Source organism: Prevotella vespertina, assembly GCF_009728485.1.
GTDB lineage: Bacteria > Bacteroidota > Bacteroidia > Bacteroidales > Bacteroidaceae > Prevotella > Prevotella vespertina.
The window spans coordinates 84,974-101,021 of sequence record NZ_VVIQ01000006.1 but is presented as its reverse complement, the minus strand read 5'-3'; the positions used below and the strand labels follow the sequence as shown (position 1 = coordinate 101,021).

The following is a 16,048-nucleotide window of genomic DNA, read 5'->3' as shown; positions in this document are numbered from 1 at the left end:
GGCTCTCTTGCTAGCAAGGAAACGCCCTTTTCAATTGGAGAAGGGCGTTTCTTTCGTTTTAATAGGGTTTAGTTTGTATTTGAGGTGTAGCCTTATTAGGAATTTTATTGTCCTATTCTTTCCCTTAATCAAGCGATAGAAGCAAAGGTGGAAAATGTAATTTATTATCTAATTTATTTCCTTCTTTGCGGATAAATGTCTATCTTTGCGAATATAAAAAAATACCAATAGCGATGCAAACAAACTGTCATCTCTCCGTTCTTATACATGAGCAAGCTAAGAAATACGGCTCTAAACTAGTGTTGACATTCCGTAACTTCGGTAGTCTAGAGTGGAAATCGGTTTCATGGAATCAATTTTCTATGCGTGTAAAGCAAGTCTCTAACGCACTACTTAATCTAGGAATGAATCCGCAGGAGACGATTGGCGTGTTTGCACAGAATTGTGTTCAGTATCTGTATACAGACTTTGGTGCTTATGGCGTGAGGGTGATTAGTATTCCTTTCTACGCTACTAGCTCCGAGCAGCAGATACAGTATATGATTCAAGATGCAGCAGTTAAGTATCTTTTCGTTGGTGAGCAAGAGCAGTACGACAAGGCACATCGAATCGCAACGTTGTGCCCTACACTTGAAAAGATAATCATCTTTGATCCGAGTGTACGCATTAGTTCGCATGACCCAAATAGTATCTACTTTGAAGACTTCCTTAGATTAGGTGAAGGTTTACCACGTCAATCGGAGGTAGAAGAGCGTTGGCAACAGGCTAACTACGATGATATTTGTAACATACTATACACTAGTGGAACCACAGGAGAGAGCAAGGGCGTAGTCTTGACATATAAGATGTATCATGCAGCTTTGGTCGCTAATAACAAGTGTGTACCTGTTACTGAGAAAGATCGAGTGATCAATTTCCTTCCATTGACGCATGTCTTTGAACGAGGATGGGCTTATCTGTGTTTGTCGGAAGGTGCACAACTGATAGTGAATACCTATCCGAAGGAGATACAAGATAGTATGCGAGAGACTCATCCAACGTGTATGTCGGCTGTACCACGCTTCTGGGAGAAGGTTTATGTTGCTGTTAAAGCTCGCATGGACAGCTCAAGTGCAATGCAGCGAAAGCTCTTTTATCATGCACTGAACGTTGGTAGGAAGCGTAATATCACTTATCTAGCCCGTGGAAAGCGTGTTCCTCTAGCATTAGAGATGGAATATAAAGTGCTAAACAGAACTGTTCTCAGTTTGGTGCGTAAGCAGTTAGGATTGGAAAATCCTAATATCTTCCCAACAGCAGGTGCTTATGTATCACCAGAGGTAGAGGAGTTTGTGCACAGCATTGGTATTGATATGATAGTAGGATACGGACTGACAGAGAGCCTTGCTACTGTAAGTTGCGATCATAAGGGAGAACCTTTCACGGTTGGTTCAGTAGGTCGTCCTATTGAGGGCATACAGATTAAGATTAGTGAAGAGGGTGAGGTGATGCTCAAAGGAGACACGATTACACCAGGATACTTCCGTCGTGAAGCCCTAAATGCTGATGCCTTTGATGCAGATGGATACTTCCACACAGGTGACTCGGGCTATTTGAAAGATGGAGAGTTGTTCTTGAAAGAGAGAATAAAGGATCTTTTTAAGACATCTAATGGTAAGTATGTGGCACCACAGATGATAGAATCAATGCTATTAGTTGATAAGTTTATCGAACAAGTGGCTGTTATTGCAGACCAACGGAAGTTTGTTTCTGCTCTTATCGTCCCTGAATTTACCGTCTTAGAAGACTGGGCAAAGCAACAGAATATACCATTTGAGAGTCGTGAAGAGTTGTGCTCAAATAAGAAGGTACGTGATATGATGGCTGAGCGTATAGAAACATTACAGCAGAGGTTAGCGCCTTATGAACAAATCAAACGCTTCACCTTGTTGGCACATCACTTCTCTATGGAGAATGGTGAATTGACAAACACGTTGAAACTGAGACGTGGTGTTGTTAATAAAAACTATCAAGCTGTGATAGATAAGATGTATGAGGAGTAGTGCAAACACTTGATAGTAGTGAATGAGAAGTTGATAGTTGAGAGGAGAAAAGATAAACGATGATAACAGCAGAACAGCTTAAAGACATAACAGAACGTACCGAATCACTGCATAGATACTTATGTATTGATGAGAAGCGAATCGAATTCGAAGAGGAACAACTACGCACACAAGCACCCGACTTTTGGGATGATCCGAAGCGTGCGCAGGAGCAGATGAAGAAGGTAAAGGACATAGAGAAGTGGATAAAAGGCTATGATGAGGCTCGCAGTCTGACTGATGAAGTACAGTTAGCAGTCGACTTCTATAAGGATGAATTAGTAACAGAAGAGGAGGTTGATACCGCTTATAACAAAGCGTTAAAAGCGATAGAGGATCTTGAATTAAAGAATATGCTCCGTCAAGAGGAAGACCCGATGGAGTGCGTAATGAAGATTAACTCTGGTGCTGGAGGTACCGAGAGCCAGGATTGGGCATCAATGCTCATGCGTATGTATATGCGTTGGGGAGAGGCTCACGGATACAAAGTTACCATCTCAGATATACAAGAAGGAGATGAAGCTGGTATAAAGAGTGTGACAATGAAGTTCGAAGGTGGAGAGTATGCCTATGGGTATTTAAAGAGCGAGAATGGCGTCCATCGCCTTGTTCGTGTTAGTCCATTTAATGCACAGGGAAAGCGTATGACGAGCTTTGCCAGTGTGTTTGTTACGCCACTGGTAGACGATACTATAGAGGTATATGTCGACCCTGCTCGTGTTAGTTGGGACACTTTTCGATCGAGTGGAGCCGGTGGTCAGAATGTCAATAAGGTTGAGTCTGGTGTGCGTCTACGCTATCAGTACGAAGATCCTGATACTGGAGAACAAGAAGAGATACTCATCGAGAACACAGAGACAAGAGACCAACCTAAGAACCGCGCAAAGGCTATGCAGCTCTTAAAGTCGCAACTCTATGACCGCGCAATGAAGAAGCGTATGGAGGAGCAAGCCAAGATTGAGGCTGGAAAGAAGAAGATAGAGTGGGGCAGTCAGATACGTAGTTACGTCTTTGATGATCGACGAGTTAAGGATCATCGAACCAACTATCAGACCTCTGATGTGGATGGTGTTATGGATGGAAAGATCGATGATTTCATTAAAGCCTACTTGATGGAGTTCCCCGTTGAAGGACAATGATATGTGAAAAAGTTATCCTATATAATATTAACCTTTGACCACTTGCAGTTCGATAAACCGAATAGGTTGTGTCGACAAAAGTAGGTCTTTTAAAATTGAATACCTATGAGTGAAAGAAGTAAAGTAAATCGTAAGGTTCGTGAAGAGAAGCAAGAAAAGCAAGCAAAGCGTGTTGTCTTTTGGATTGGTGCAGTCTTGATACTTCTTACGTTAGCGTATGTTTTTGTTGTAACAATTAATAGTTGATGAGCGGACTAGAGATAGAAAGAAAGTTCTTAGTGCATAAGCAGATGGATTGGAAGTCTCTTGCAAGCAGTTGTAGTCATATACAACAAGGCTACTTTGCGGCTGTCAATACTGTTCGTGTGCGTATTCGAGACAATAAAGGATACCTTACTATAAAGGGACCATCGCGTGATGGAGGCTTATCTCGTTATGAATTTGAGAAAGAAATAAGCTATCAAGAGGCTCAACAACTCATGTCTCTATGCGAACCAGGTATTATTGATAAGCATAGATACCTTATTGAATATGCTGGACACACGTTTGAAGTGGACGAGTTCCACGGAGATAACGAAGGACTTGTTATGGCGGAGGTGGAATTGAAGCGTGAGGATGAAGCCTTTGAAAAACCTGACTTCATCGGAAAAGAGGTTACGGGCGATCGTAGATTCTATAATTCTCACATGCGGAGAGCCCCTTTTATCCTTTGGCGTAATACTTTGCCAGAAGAATACCGATAAGCAATGCGAGGGTAGAACCAATCCCATCAGCGACAAAATCAAGCCATTCTCCACTGCGTCTACCGCCTGTGCAGGTGGCTTGCAACACTTCTATAATGCCTCCCATGGCTATTGGAATGAGCCAAACCCAGTAAATAAGACTGCTGAGTTTGGTTTTCTTCTTTGTTCGAAGGCGTTCCGTCAATATGAGCAGACCTAATACTAGATATAAGACAGAGTGTGTCCACTTGTCAATTAGCCTTACATGACTTAGCGGGTTGTCGGGTATTGGAATGAAGCATAGTAGCCATATAATAACAATAAACGCACAACTAAAGTAGTAATGAGTTATTAAATTCTTCATAAAAAAGCATATTTTACTTCTAGATTGATACAAAGATAGATAATTATTAGTAATTTTGTGCAATCTAAAAGGGAATATTTTATGGCACAACAAAATAGAGTTAAGTTTGGAAGTAAGTTAGGAATGATCCTTGCGACAGCAGGAGGTGCTGTCGGATTAGGTAATGTCTGGCGTTTTCCCTATATGACAGGGCAGAATGGTGGAGCCGCTTTTATCCTTATATATTTGGCTTGCATTCTTCTATTAGGGCTTCCTTGTATGATTAGTGAGTTCATCATTGGACGTCATGCGGCATCTAATACGGCTCGTGCCTATAGTAAGTTGGCAAATGGAACAGCATGGAAATGGGTTGGATTCTTAGGTGTTCTTACTGGCTTTCTAATAACAGGTTATTATGCAGTAGTGGCTGGTTGGTGCTTACAATACAGTGCGGCATCAGCAATGAATAGCCTTCATGGAACGCCTGAGTTCTTTAAGTCTTACTTTGCAGACTTCTCCACAAGTGGATGGAAGCCTATCTTGTGGGTTATAGTCATCCTTTTTATAACGCATTATGTGATTATTCATGGTGTAAGAAATGGTATTGAGCGGGCTTCAAAGATTATGATGCCAGTGCTATTCATTCTTTTGTTGGTGATAGTAGTGGCTGCTTGCTTGCTACCAGGAGCTTGGAAAGGTGTTGAATTCCTGTTGCGTCCAGACTTTACAAAGGTTACGAAGGATGTATTTCTTGGTGCGCTTGGGCAGTCGTTCTACTCTTTAAGTATTGCCATGGGCTGTATTTGTACCTATGCTTCATATTATAGTAGGCAGACAAATCTGTTAAATTCGGCGGTACAGATAGCTTCTATAGATACATTAGTGGCTATTTTAGCAGGTTTAATCATCTTTCCTGCGGCCTTCTCTGTGGGTGTCAATCCTGGTAGTGGCTCTTCGCTCGTCTTTATCACCTTACCCAATGTTTTTGAACAGGCGTTTAGTGGATTGCCAATAATAGGCTATTTCGTTTCATTCTCCTTCTATATCCTACTCTCATTGGCTGCTCTTACATCGCTGATATCGCTCCATGAAGTGAGTACCGCATTCTTTCAAGAGGAGTTACACATATCTCGTTCGCGCGCAGCAATGATCGTTACGGGCTGTTGCACATTGATTGGAGTCCTCTGTTCGATGTCTTTAGGACAATGGAAGTTCCTTAATATTGCTGGTCGTGACCTCTTTGATGTGTTCGACTTTGTGACTGGACAAATCTTCTTACCCGTTGGAGGCTTGTTAACTTGCCTGTTCTTGGGTTGGTATGTACCGAAGAAAATTGTAAAAGATGAGTTCACTAATTGGGGCACAATACGTGGAACTTTCTTTGGAGTGTATTACTTCTTAGTGCGTTATGTATGTCCTTTAGCTATATTGATGATTTTCTTACACCAATTTAATGTGGTGTAAGAAGACATAAACAGACAACCTTTACCTTGATTGAAAACCTATAATTAAATACGCTATGAGCCTTAAATCATTCTTTTATTTACAACGGTCTGACCGGAAAGTCATTCTTAGTTTGGTCATATTAATTATGCTCTGCCTTATCACATCCGTCTTTATTGGTGAGCAAGTGACTGAAACACCAGCTGTAGACGGAGATAGTTTGGCGCGGAAAGGATATTCTGCTCGTTCGCAACAAGGCATTCCTTATGAGGTTGTGACAGAATCAGGAAAGAGACTTTTTGCCTTTGATCCAAATACAGCAACAGCCGAGGAATTGCTACAACTGGGATTATCTGAGTTTCAGGTACGTAATATCTTGAAATATAGAAGTAAGGGTGGTGTATATCGAGCACCGATGGACTTTGCCCGTCTCTATGGTCTTACACGCAAGCAGTATCGTGAGTTAGAACCTCATATAAGAATAGGTGACGATTATCAACCTGCTTCAACGCTTGCTTCTGTACAATCTTATATTGCGCAAAAGGAGGCAGATAAGCAAGCAGCACATGAGGCTTACGAAGAGTATAAGGCAACGAATACTTACAAGCCGTATGTACATTCTACTCGAGATACTGTCCTTTACCCTTTGAAAATAAAGTTGGGCGAGCATATAAACTTAGTCTCTGCAGATACCAATCAGTTGAAGAAAGTGCCAGGGATAGGCTCTGGGTGGGCAAGGGCTATCGTTAATTATGGCAAGCGATTAGGTGGTTATGTTGCTACAGGGCAACTACTTGAGATTGAGGGATTCCCCGAAGAGGCGTTACCTTACTTCTCTGTGGTCAATCCTAAGCCTGAAAAGCTAAACTTGAACACACTTTCTTTGGGCAAGCTACGCAGTCATCCGTACATAAACTTCTATCAAGCACGGGCAATCTGTGACTATCGTCGATTAAAAGGAAAGCTCACCAGTCTGTCACAACTCCAACTCTTAAAGGACTTCAATGCCGAAGCTATCAATCATCTTCGCCCTTATGTGGAGTTTTAATAATGGACAGCTCGCCTACAAGGCTTACTTTATAATCCTCTTTCTAATCCTCATCAAATAGTACTATTTACTCCCCTCTCCACTCGGAGAGGGGTCGGGGGTGAGGCTGGTTGGGTTGATTGTCGAGGGCTTTTTTTCTTCTTTTCCTTGCTCATTTCATTTTATCTTCTTACCTTTGCCGCCGTGAAAGAATTAGCAATGACATATCAAGACAATAACATACTGCAAAGAATTATTCGATTCTTTGCATCTTTTTGCACTTTATCTTTGGTCAATCCAAATAATTTGCTAACACACACAATATGCGCACCTAGCGTACAATAACACATTTTTTCTTCTCGCATACGCGCGCGCGAAGCGTGCCGTAACCCCTGTAAACAAAGGACTTCTAGGAGTTTCCTTTGTTCGCTTTTTTATGCCCCTTTTTGAACCCCGTTTAGAGCAAAATAAGAACGAAATAACAACTATTTTAATCAATGAAGTAATGAGAAAAAAGCAAGTAAAGAAGAGTTATTCTGTACCGGCGTGTACGATAATTCAAGTAAACGAAGCCACTTATTTGATGGATGCGTCTATGCCAGGTCAGCATAATCCAGCACAATCAGGTGGAACGTATGGAGATGCAAAGAAGGCTCCTAATTGGATGTCTGAAGGTGAAGGCGAGGGAGAAAATCCAATGTGGGAAGACTAACAGAGAGTTATTAACTAAAAAACAAAGTAACAATGAAGAAAACAATGAAACAATATTCATTCGCATCACGACTAAAGTCTTTGGCACTTGTGTTCGGCATTGCCTTGGCTTTTGCTTCTTGTGCCAATGAGGACATAGCGCAGAACCCTAATGACACAGATAACAATAAGAACTTTACCATCTTCTCAACGGGCGACCCCGAAACTCGCACATCCATGGAAAGCAATGGTGCTTTCTATTGGGAAGCAGGCGACAAGATTTGGGTTAAAGACGATGATGGTGCATGGCAGCAAAGTCGCAATGCTCCAACGGAAAAGACAGCCAGCTTTAAGTTCGAAGTACCTGGCAAGTTTACAAAGACTACCACCTATAAGGTCTATTACCCAGGTCAGAATGGCAATCAGAATCAAGTTGCAATCGCTGCAAATCAGAGCCAGGCAATGCCAAATACCACTGCTCATTTTGGTACATCAGGCGATTGCGGAATGGCAGATGCCGCATGGTCAAATGCAAAGAATGGATTTGCTTTTACGCTCGACCACAAAGCAGCTTATCTGCTCTTCTTACCACGCACTAGCAACACTATCTTGCATAATTGTTACCTAACCAAGGTAGAGGTAAACTCTGCTGATGATATTACCAGTACTTACACCCTCGACCCAACAACAGGCAAACTGACGGGTGCAGGTACGGGTGAACAGATTACAGTTGAATTAGGTGGTAATGGTATTTACCCTAACGGCTTCCCCTTGACCAATAACACAGCCAGTGCATCTACTAATGGTGCTTATATGGTGATTAAGCCAGGAACTCACACTTTAAAAATCCGTTATTGGGTGAAAGATATTGTAACTAACATTGAGGGAACTGTCACCAAGATGCTTTCTTCAAAGAACTTTGAGCAGAACAAGTATTACAATATCACTGCTAATCTTGATGTACGCGATTACGATGGCGACCATTACTATATGTGGGATGCACAGGAACAATACTGGAAAGGTTACGAATGGAATCATGGTGGTAGTCAGCCTACGGTCAGTGTAGGTTTCCCAGGTGCAACAAATTCCAACGATTACCCCAAGAACCATAGTGATACCAACCATCGCTACTACAACGAAAGTTACCCAGGTTATGGCGTAAATAATCCTGCTACTCACAGCTCATTTAACAACGTCCCTAACGCTAACGAGCTGTCTTGGTATGTAATGTATGGTGATCCCCGTTGGGACGGTGATGAACTATGGACAACTATGGGGCATTTATATAAAGGTGGCATGTGGCTTAAGAAGAAATCTGTATTGCAGGCAGAGAATCATTACGACACCGAGAAGTCCGCAGATAACACAACAGACATGCGTACGACGCGGAAAGCTTACAACAATATTAATAGTAGCATCTTCTATTCTGGGTCTCCTTCCGTAGCTGATGCAAGTAATTATTTCTATCTGCCTGCCTTGGGTGGCTACATCATTGATATTATAAGCGGTATTGGCTCCGCCGGTCAGTATTGGTCATCAAGTACTGATCCGTGGAACAGTTACTATGCGTACTATCTGCAATTCGACAGTGGTCGTATCTACGTGAGTGCAAATGCCTTCCGCAATATGGGGTTTAGGGTTGAGCCATCGTTCGAGTAATTCCTTCGATTGCCTTTTATAGGTGTCGCCCTCTAAAAGGCGAGGATTAATACAAAAAAACATGACAAAGAGGGATAAAAATAGCCCCTTTGTAAGCATCTGATAATCAATGACTTATAAATAGAGTGCCAAAGTATGATACTTAGGGGGGCTAAGTATGATACTCAGGTACCCTAAGTATGATACTTAGGTACCCTCAGTCCCATACCGAGGGTGGCTCGAATAAGAAAATAATTTACATATTATATTTGCTAACTTTAAAACATTGAGATTATGGCATTTTTTAAGAAAGTAAAGAAGAAGCTAACAGGGCTATGGTATCCAGAAGCGATAACCGTTGGGAAGCCCGTAACAACCGACCAAGTGGCAGACCGATTGGCGCTGATTTCGACGGTAAGTCGTGGTGACACGTATGCTGTGTTGAAGGATTTAGGCGAAGTGATGGCGTCCTTTATGGCAGAGGGTCGCACGGTGAAGTTGGAAGGTGTGGGTACGTTTTACTATACCATCAACGCCGATAAGGGTATTGCGAAGCCAGAAGAGGTAACGGCAAAGCAAATAAAGAATGTTCGTGTCCGCTTTATCCCCGAGACTTCGCGCACACAGAGCAATAAGGTTGCCACTCGCTCGTTGGTTTCTGATAACATTCATTGGGAAGAGTGGAAAGAGGAGAAAAAGAGCCTCACCCCCGCCCCCGAGTCGAAAGAAAAGGAGAATAAAGAAGAGAATGGACCAGTAGCAGGGTAAGAAAGAAAGCCTCCCCAAGCCCCTCCGAAGGAGGGGATGTCTTTATTGCATACAGTTTGAAACGATGAAAGTATGTAAGTAGGGTTAGGGACATCCCCTCCTTTTAGGGGCTTGGGGAGGCTTTTCTTTAGGGTCGGCTTTTACCACGGGAGCATTTATTAGGTTGATTCAGGGTATCAATCGTTCTGTAATAAGACAACTCGATTATATTAATTGTGAAATTAATGTCTTTCAAAACTAGTGTATTAATTTGGTTCTCTCGCTTCCGTGGTACACAGCCTCACCCCAAGCTAACGGGGTGGGGCTTTTGTGTGAGACAGAAGAATATAGGATTTAGAGACATAATGCCTCTAAGTTTGCAGTAAGAAACTTAAACAGGGTATAATCCCCTTTAGGAAGCAAGGTTGATTCATTACCTTTGTTGTCAAAAGGAAGAACCAGCCTACAGGATAGGGAAACTATAGAAGGACTAGGAATTCAATTCCAGCCTATGTTTTAGTCCATCCTGTATAGTTGCAGAGACCTGATAGAAAGTCTAGGCTTCGAGCCTATTTAGAGTCTTGCGTCCAACAACTATTGGCTAGCCTTCCATAAAGTGCAAAGTTATGAAGAAAGTTTTAATTGGCATTGATTTCTCAAAAGAAAAGTTCGATGTAGCCATCATCGTCAAGTCAACATCTACACAAGAACATGCATTGTTCGATAACAAAGTTAGCGGTTATCGTAAAATGATTAAGTGGATTAATTCAGTAGTAGAGGATGTTCCATGCTCCTCTTGGTTGTTTTGTGGAGAGACTACAGGGGGATATAGTCGTATGATGAGTGACTGGCTCTATGCGCAAGGATATGATGTATGGATAGAAAATGCACTGGTCATCAAACGAACATTTCCTCTAAAACGCCTAAAGAACGATACCGTTGATGCCTTTATGATAGCAGAATATGCTCTGCGTTTTGAGGACAGAGTACAGCTGTATGAACCAATGAGTCAAGCCCTAACAGAGCTACGAGAGATTTTTCTATACCGTCATCACCTCGTACGACATAGGTGTAGCTTTGAGGTACGGCGTATAGAAAAACGCTTTACACAACAGAAATCCGCTAACAAGAATGTGATAAGTCAGAGTGCCAGACATATCATTACCGAGATAAATAAGGAAATAGCCAAGTGTGATGAAAAGATAAAGGAGTATATCGAATCAGATGACCAACTCTCTAGTATTTTTGCCATTGTCACATCTATGCCAGGTATTGGAACTATCAACGCTGTCAGTTTAATGGTATATACTAACAACTTTACTAAGTTCGCATACAACCCAAGAAAGATTGCTTGCTACTATGGTATAGCACCTTTTGGACGTGATTCTGGCACAAGCGTACACACTGATCCACGAGTGGGCTTTATAGCTAATAAGATGCTCAAATCACTCCTCACACAGGCTGCATTAGCCGCTGTACGAACTTGTCCACAGATTGCAAAGTATTATCAAAGGCTTATAGAACGAGGAAAGAAGCCGATGGTTGTACTGAATAATGTCAAGAATAAGATGATTGCCATTATAACTGCAATGGTCAGAACTGGTTGTATGTATCAACCTGACAACATCTGTTTGGCAACACAAAGTGTAATTGTTAAATAAATAGTTAAAATAATAAATATTGGAGGTTTTTGACATAGAAAGCATAAAGACATAGTTTTTCAATGACATAAGTTTTGAAGACAGAGTAACATACGAACAGGGGGATAGTGGTATAGGGTTTAGACAGAAGAACATATTATTTAGTGACATAAGTTTTGAATACAGAGTAGCAAATGAACACAAGGTTATAGTAACAGAGTTGTTAGACAGAATGCCATAAAGACATATTTTTCAATGACATAGGCTTTGAAGACATGGTAAAGCAAAGAGATATATTGGATATAGTTTGAAACGAATGGAAGCATGTAAATAGGGTTAGGGACATCCCCTCCTAAAGCTACCCTCTCCCCCGGGAGAGGGGCTGGGGGTGAGCCTTGGGAAGGCTATACAAAAAGACCATTTCTTTACTCGAAAGGAGTTCAGAAATGGTCTTTCTTGTTGTTTTATTTCTCTATCTCTAGTGAGATTGAAGAGGCTTAGGCGTTAACGCGTCCCAAGTAACTGCCATCGCGAGTATCGATCTGGATGACTTCACCCTCATTGATGAACAATGGTACACGAACGACAGCACCAGTCTCAAGTGTTGCAGGCTTAGTTGCATTTGTTGCAGTGTTACCCTTTACACCTGGCTCACTGTGAGTGATAGTAAGTGTTGTCTTAACAGGCATTTCAGCAAGAAGGATTGTGCCATCTGATGTATCAGTAACAACCTCAACAACGTCACCTTCTTTCATATAGTCAGAACCTGTAATCTGGTGCTTAGGGATAGGAATCTGCTCAAAAGTTTCCTGATTCATGAAGATGTAACCCGTTGCATCCTGATAAAGGTACTGATATGGGCGACGTTCAACGCGTACATCCTCGAGCTTGAAGCCTACCTGGAATGTGCGCTCAAGTACTCGACCATCTGCAACATTCTTCAGTTTGGTAATCATGACGGTGTTACCTTTACCTGGCTTACGATGTTGGAAGTCGATACAAGTCCAAATCTTGCCATCAAGACGGATACAAGTTCCAATCTTAATTTCCTGTGAATTAATCATAATTTACTAATATCTAATTTGTTACTTTTTATTCTCTTTAATCTACTTAAAGCGCTGCAAAGTTACAGAAATTATAGGAAAAACATAAATAAAAGGCGTAAAAAACATGGTTTCTTTGGTTAATTCAAAAAGATTAAGTAATTTTGCAACCCGTAACGACAGGTCTTATCTTGTCGAAAAGAGTTCGCATAATAACAATAAAATAGGATAAGAACAATGAAAAGAACATTTCAGCCTCACAATCGTCGTCGTGTAAACAAGCACGGTTTCCGTGAGAGAATGGCTACAAAGGACGGTCGCCGCGTATTAGCAGCACGTCGTGCCAAGGGTCGTAAGAAGTTAACTGTTTCTGACGAACATCACGGTAAGTAAGAACGAGAACGCTTTTCCCATAGGGATTTAGCGCAGAAGCGGAAAGAAGTAGAGGGTAATCTTTGCTTCTTTCCGTTTTTTTGTCTACCTTTGCCACATCTATTATTAAGGTCAGTTAATTAGATTGATGACATCAAGAGAATTCTTCCATAAGTTTAATAGCACATATATCTGGGGCAATATTCTTGCTATCGTGATACTTGTTCTATTGTTGGCAATAGGAGTTAAGTTCGGTCTTGACTACTATACCTTACACGGTGAATCCATCGTGGTGCCGAACGTTATTCATAAACAATACGATGATGCGGTTGATATCATGGATAAGGTTGGACTAAAGATAGAGGTTACCGACACTGGATATGTTAAGGATCTTCCCCCTGATTGCATACTTGAGCAATCTCCAGTTGGTGGTAAGCGCGTTAAGTCTACACACGTTATCTATGTTACAATTAACGCTGCCAGTGCACCTTCATTGGTTATTCCTGACATCATAGACAATAACTCTTTGCGTGAAGCGCAAGCCCAGTTATTATCTATGGGATTCAAAGTTGGTGAGCCAGAATATATACCAGGAGAGAAGGACTGGATATATGGTATTCTTGTAAATGGCAAACATGTGCAAGCTGGCGATCGTGTTCCAGCAGATGCAGTGATTGTCTTACAGGTAGGAGATGGTACACGAGAAATAACTGATACATCGGGTTTGAACGAGCCAGAATATGAAGATGTTGAAGTGGAGCAGAAGCGTCCGAAGTATGATGAAGTTTATGAGTATGTGGAAGTACCAGTAGATGAGAACGGCAATGAAATAAAGGATGAACGACGGAAGTCAGGCTCAAGTGGGTCTAATTCATCCTCTCATTCAGGTTTACCTGCTGACCCTTCATCAACGAAACCGACTGAATAAAGCATGATGAGAACGGATGAGGAAATGCTATATGATGATGAGCTATCTGATGACTTACTGACTTCCACAGAGTCAGAAGAGGGTGATGGCGAGTTGTACGAACACTTCCGTGTAGAGGTTGATAAAGGTCAGGTGCCAGTGAGAATAGATAAGTTTCTATTCGAACGTATGCAACACTCCAGTCGTAATCGTATTCAGAAAGCTGCCGACGCAGGCTTCATTCATGTGAATGGAGCACCAGTTAAGAGCAATTACAAGGTACGCCCAGAGGATACAATCACACTGATGCTTGACAGACCGAAGCATGATAACACCATTGAAGCAGAGGATATTCCATTGGATATCGTTTATGAGGACAATGCTTTAATGGTGGTTAATAAGCCTGCAGGATTAGTCGTTCACCCAGGTGCAGGGAACTTTCATGGAACATTGATTAACGCTATTGCCTGGCACTTGAAGGACTTACCTTCATTCGATCCAAACGACCCAGAGGTTGGTTTAGTGCACCGAATTGATAAAGACACAAGCGGTTTATTGGTGATTGCCAAGACCCCTGATGCGAAGACAATATTAGGTAAACAGTTCTTCAATAAGACCACCCATCGCAGTTACAATGCCCTCGTTTGGGGTAATCTAACAGCTGATGAAGGGCGTATAGAAGGTAATATTGCGCGTGATCCTAAGGACAGACTTCGCATGACAGTATTCCCTCCTGATTCAGAGATAGGCAAGCCTGCCGTCACTCATTACCGTGTTCTTGAGCGTTTCGGCTATACAACTCTCATCGAATGTGTACTTGAAACGGGACGTACACATCAGATTCGTGCACACATGAAACATATCGGTCACCCCCTGTTTGGAGATGAACGTTATGGTGGAACAGAGATTCTTCGCGGTCAAAGGTCAAGCTCTTATAAAGCCTTCATACGCAACTGCTTGACCCTTTGTAATCGTCAAGCACTCCATGCCCGAACCCTTGGTTTCGTCCATCCGGTTACTGGTCAACAAATGGATTTCACGAGTGACTTGCCTCAAGACTTAGCCTCACTGATAACAAAGTGGCGTGAGTTTATCAATGGTCATACAGGCATTGACAATCAGTAATAGTACATGATAAAATAAGTAAAACAGGTTTCTATCTCTCAAGAACATAATGAGAACGACAGGAACAGTTAGATAGAACTAAATAAACAGGTATAATGAAAGATTTGAAGCGAACGATTGCCATCGTATGTGGTGGTGACTCATCAGAACATGATGTATCAATGCATTCAGCACAAGGGTTGTATTCTTTCTTTGACAAGGAACGTTATAATATATATATCGTAGATGTTAAAGGCATTGATTGGCACGTTGAGTTAGAGGATGGGACATCTGCTCCTATTGATAAGAACGACTTTTCTTTTATCGAAAATGGTAAACACATAGAGTTCGACTATGCGTATATTACCATTCATGGAGCCCCTGGCGAGAATGGAATCATGCAAGGTTACTTCGATTTGATACACCTTCCTTATTCAACATCAGGCGTTTTAGTCGAGGCATTAACCTTTGACAAGTACGTTCTGAACAATTATCTCCGTGGTTTCGGGGTAAATGTTGCAGACAGCATATTGCTTCGTCGTGGTGAAGAATACAATGAGGAGGAAATCGAAAAACGTCTTGGTATGCCTTGTTTCGTTAAGCCCGCCGCTGATGGAAGTAGCTTTGGTGTATCAAAGGTAAAGAACATTGACCAGTTAGCACCAGCCCTTCGCGTTGCATTTATGGAGAGTGATGAGGTCATGATAGAGGGTTTCTTGGATGGAACAGAGATCTCGCAAGGTGTTTATAAGACTAAAGATAAGTCCATTGTGTTCCCTGCTACGGAGGTAGTAACCAACAATGAGTTCTTTGATTACAATGCGAAGTACAACGGACAGGTGCAGGAAATAACCCCAGCACGTATCAATCCCGACACTGCAAAGCGTGTAGCAGCAGAAACCAGTCGCATTTATGACATCCTTCATGCCAATGGTATCATCCGCATTGACTATATCATCTCGAAGGATAAAGAGGGCAATGATGTTATCAATATGCTTGAGATTAACACCACACCAGGCATGACTGCCACCAGTTTCATCCCTCAACAGGTGCGTGCAGCAGGCTTAGATATCAAGGAAGTATTGAGTGAAATTGTTGAAAATCAGTTCAAGTAATTCACAAGAACGCATTTTCTATCTATAAAGAACAAGG

General features: G+C 41.8%; 16 protein-coding genes. 14 read left to right on the top strand and 2 right to left on the bottom strand.

What is annotated here, in order from left to right:
* Positions 1-233 precede the first annotated feature (233 nt).
* The 4 genes from F0475_RS07005 (at position 234) to F0475_RS06995 (ending at position 3,963) form a co-directional block, all read left to right on the top strand.
* On the top strand, positions 234-2,042 hold the full coding sequence (locus tag F0475_RS07005) for an AMP-dependent synthetase/ligase (protein WP_155716058.1): 1,809 nt from the start codon (positions 234-236) through the stop codon (positions 2,040-2,042).
* Between the two features lie 59 nt (positions 2,043-2,101).
* Entirely contained in the window at positions 2,102-3,220 is a 1,119-nt protein-coding gene (gene prfB / locus F0475_RS07000) for a peptide chain release factor 2 (RefSeq protein WP_155716057.1), read from the top strand.
* A 105-nt stretch (positions 3,221-3,325) separates the two neighbouring features.
* Positions 3,326-3,466 carry a hypothetical protein gene (locus F0475_RS11735; protein WP_198005070.1) on the top strand — a complete coding sequence of 47 codons (141 nt, stop codon included), beginning with the start codon at positions 3,326-3,328 and terminating at the stop codon, positions 3,464-3,466.
* A complete protein-coding gene (locus tag F0475_RS06995) occupies positions 3,466-3,963 on the top strand; it encodes a CYTH domain-containing protein (protein WP_155716056.1) in 498 nt (165 codons plus the stop codon). Before F0475_RS11735 ends, F0475_RS06995 begins: the two co-directional genes overlap by 1 nt.
* On the opposite strand, the gene F0475_RS06990 is transcribed toward F0475_RS06995, so the two are convergent.
* The gene (locus F0475_RS06990) at positions 3,923-4,306 is read right to left on the bottom strand and encodes a VanZ family protein (protein WP_155716055.1); all 384 of its coding nucleotides are present in this window, start codon (positions 4,304-4,306) and stop codon (positions 3,923-3,925) included. The genes F0475_RS06995 and F0475_RS06990 overlap by 41 nt on opposite strands.
* A gap of 81 nt (positions 4,307-4,387) precedes the next feature.
* Between F0475_RS06990 and F0475_RS06985 the strand changes: the two genes are divergently transcribed.
* The 6 genes from F0475_RS06985 (at position 4,388) to F0475_RS06960 (ending at position 11,491) form a co-directional block, all read left to right on the top strand.
* Positions 4,388-5,749: a sodium-dependent transporter gene (locus F0475_RS06985; RefSeq protein WP_155716054.1), complete on the top strand. Its 1,362-nt coding sequence runs from the start codon at positions 4,388-4,390 to the stop codon at positions 5,747-5,749.
* 55 nt (positions 5,750-5,804) lie between these two features.
* Positions 5,805-6,776, top strand: a complete 972-nt coding sequence (locus F0475_RS06980) for a helix-hairpin-helix domain-containing protein (protein WP_199879798.1) — start codon at positions 5,805-5,807, stop codon at positions 6,774-6,776.
* 484 nt (positions 6,777-7,260) lie between these two features.
* Complete coding sequence (locus tag F0475_RS06975) at positions 7,261-7,467, top strand: hypothetical protein (protein ID WP_317163199.1); 207 nt, start codon at positions 7,261-7,263, stop codon at positions 7,465-7,467.
* Between the two features lie 32 nt (positions 7,468-7,499).
* Complete coding sequence (locus tag F0475_RS06970) at positions 7,500-9,104, top strand: hypothetical protein (RefSeq protein ID WP_155716052.1); 1,605 nt, start codon at positions 7,500-7,502, stop codon at positions 9,102-9,104.
* Between the two features lie 273 nt (positions 9,105-9,377).
* A complete protein-coding gene (locus F0475_RS06965; RefSeq protein WP_155716051.1) occupies positions 9,378-9,851 on the top strand; it encodes an HU family DNA-binding protein in 474 nt (157 codons plus the stop codon).
* A gap of 605 nt (positions 9,852-10,456) precedes the next feature.
* On the top strand, positions 10,457-11,491 hold the full coding sequence (locus F0475_RS06960; protein WP_155716050.1) for an IS110 family RNA-guided transposase: 1,035 nt from the start codon (positions 10,457-10,459) through the stop codon (positions 11,489-11,491).
* A gap of 476 nt (positions 11,492-11,967) precedes the next feature.
* Here the strand turns inward: F0475_RS06960 and efp are convergent, their stop codons facing one another.
* Complete coding sequence (efp, locus tag F0475_RS06955) at positions 11,968-12,534, bottom strand: elongation factor P (protein WP_004384562.1); 567 nt, start codon at positions 12,532-12,534, stop codon at positions 11,968-11,970.
* Positions 12,535-12,750: 216 nt separating this feature from the next.
* Here efp and rpmH point away from each other — a divergent pair, with 216 nt between their 5' ends.
* From rpmH to F0475_RS06935, 4 genes are all read left to right on the top strand, one after another.
* The gene (gene rpmH, locus F0475_RS06950; protein WP_004354441.1) at positions 12,751-12,906 is read left to right on the top strand and encodes a 50S ribosomal protein L34; all 156 of its coding nucleotides are present in this window, start codon (positions 12,751-12,753) and stop codon (positions 12,904-12,906) included.
* 127 nt (positions 12,907-13,033) lie between these two features.
* The gene (locus F0475_RS06945) at positions 13,034-13,813 is read left to right on the top strand and encodes a PASTA domain-containing protein (protein WP_155716049.1); all 780 of its coding nucleotides are present in this window, start codon (positions 13,034-13,036) and stop codon (positions 13,811-13,813) included.
* A gap of 6 nt (positions 13,814-13,819) precedes the next feature.
* On the top strand, positions 13,820-14,917 hold the full coding sequence (locus tag F0475_RS06940; RefSeq protein WP_199879802.1) for an RluA family pseudouridine synthase: 1,098 nt from the start codon (positions 13,820-13,822) through the stop codon (positions 14,915-14,917).
* A 95-nt stretch (positions 14,918-15,012) separates the two neighbouring features.
* A complete protein-coding gene (locus F0475_RS06935; RefSeq protein WP_155716048.1) occupies positions 15,013-16,011 on the top strand; it encodes a D-alanine--D-alanine ligase in 999 nt (332 codons plus the stop codon).
* Positions 16,012-16,048 lie beyond the last annotated feature (37 nt).

Coding starts and splice junctions, on each gene's coding strand:
- F0475_RS07005 (WP_155716058.1), top strand. CDS start 234: ATGCAAACAAACTGTCATCTCTCCGTTCTTATACATGAGCAAGCTAAG.
- prfB (WP_155716057.1), top strand. CDS start 2,102: ATGATAACAGCAGAACAGCTTAAAGACATAACAGAACGTACCGAATCA.
- F0475_RS11735 (WP_198005070.1), top strand. CDS start 3,326: ATGAGTGAAAGAAGTAAAGTAAATCGTAAGGTTCGTGAAGAGAAGCAA.
- F0475_RS06995 (WP_155716056.1), top strand. CDS start 3,466: ATGAGCGGACTAGAGATAGAAAGAAAGTTCTTAGTGCATAAGCAGATG.
- F0475_RS06990 (WP_155716055.1), bottom strand. CDS start 4,306: ATGAAGAATTTAATAACTCATTACTACTTTAGTTGTGCGTTTATTGTT.
- F0475_RS06985 (WP_155716054.1), top strand. CDS start 4,388: ATGGCACAACAAAATAGAGTTAAGTTTGGAAGTAAGTTAGGAATGATC.
- F0475_RS06980 (WP_199879798.1), top strand. CDS start 5,805: ATGAGCCTTAAATCATTCTTTTATTTACAACGGTCTGACCGGAAAGTC.
- F0475_RS06975 (WP_317163199.1), top strand. CDS start 7,261: ATGAGAAAAAAGCAAGTAAAGAAGAGTTATTCTGTACCGGCGTGTACG.
- F0475_RS06970 (WP_155716052.1), top strand. CDS start 7,500: ATGAAGAAAACAATGAAACAATATTCATTCGCATCACGACTAAAGTCT.
- F0475_RS06965 (WP_155716051.1), top strand. CDS start 9,378: ATGGCATTTTTTAAGAAAGTAAAGAAGAAGCTAACAGGGCTATGGTAT.
- F0475_RS06960 (WP_155716050.1), top strand. CDS start 10,457: ATGAAGAAAGTTTTAATTGGCATTGATTTCTCAAAAGAAAAGTTCGAT.
- efp (WP_004384562.1), bottom strand. CDS start 12,534: ATGATTAATTCACAGGAAATTAAGATTGGAACTTGTATCCGTCTTGAT.
- rpmH (WP_004354441.1), top strand. CDS start 12,751: ATGAAAAGAACATTTCAGCCTCACAATCGTCGTCGTGTAAACAAGCAC.
- F0475_RS06945 (WP_155716049.1), top strand. CDS start 13,034: ATGACATCAAGAGAATTCTTCCATAAGTTTAATAGCACATATATCTGG.
- F0475_RS06940 (WP_199879802.1), top strand. CDS start 13,820: ATGAGAACGGATGAGGAAATGCTATATGATGATGAGCTATCTGATGAC.
- F0475_RS06935 (WP_155716048.1), top strand. CDS start 15,013: ATGAAAGATTTGAAGCGAACGATTGCCATCGTATGTGGTGGTGACTCA.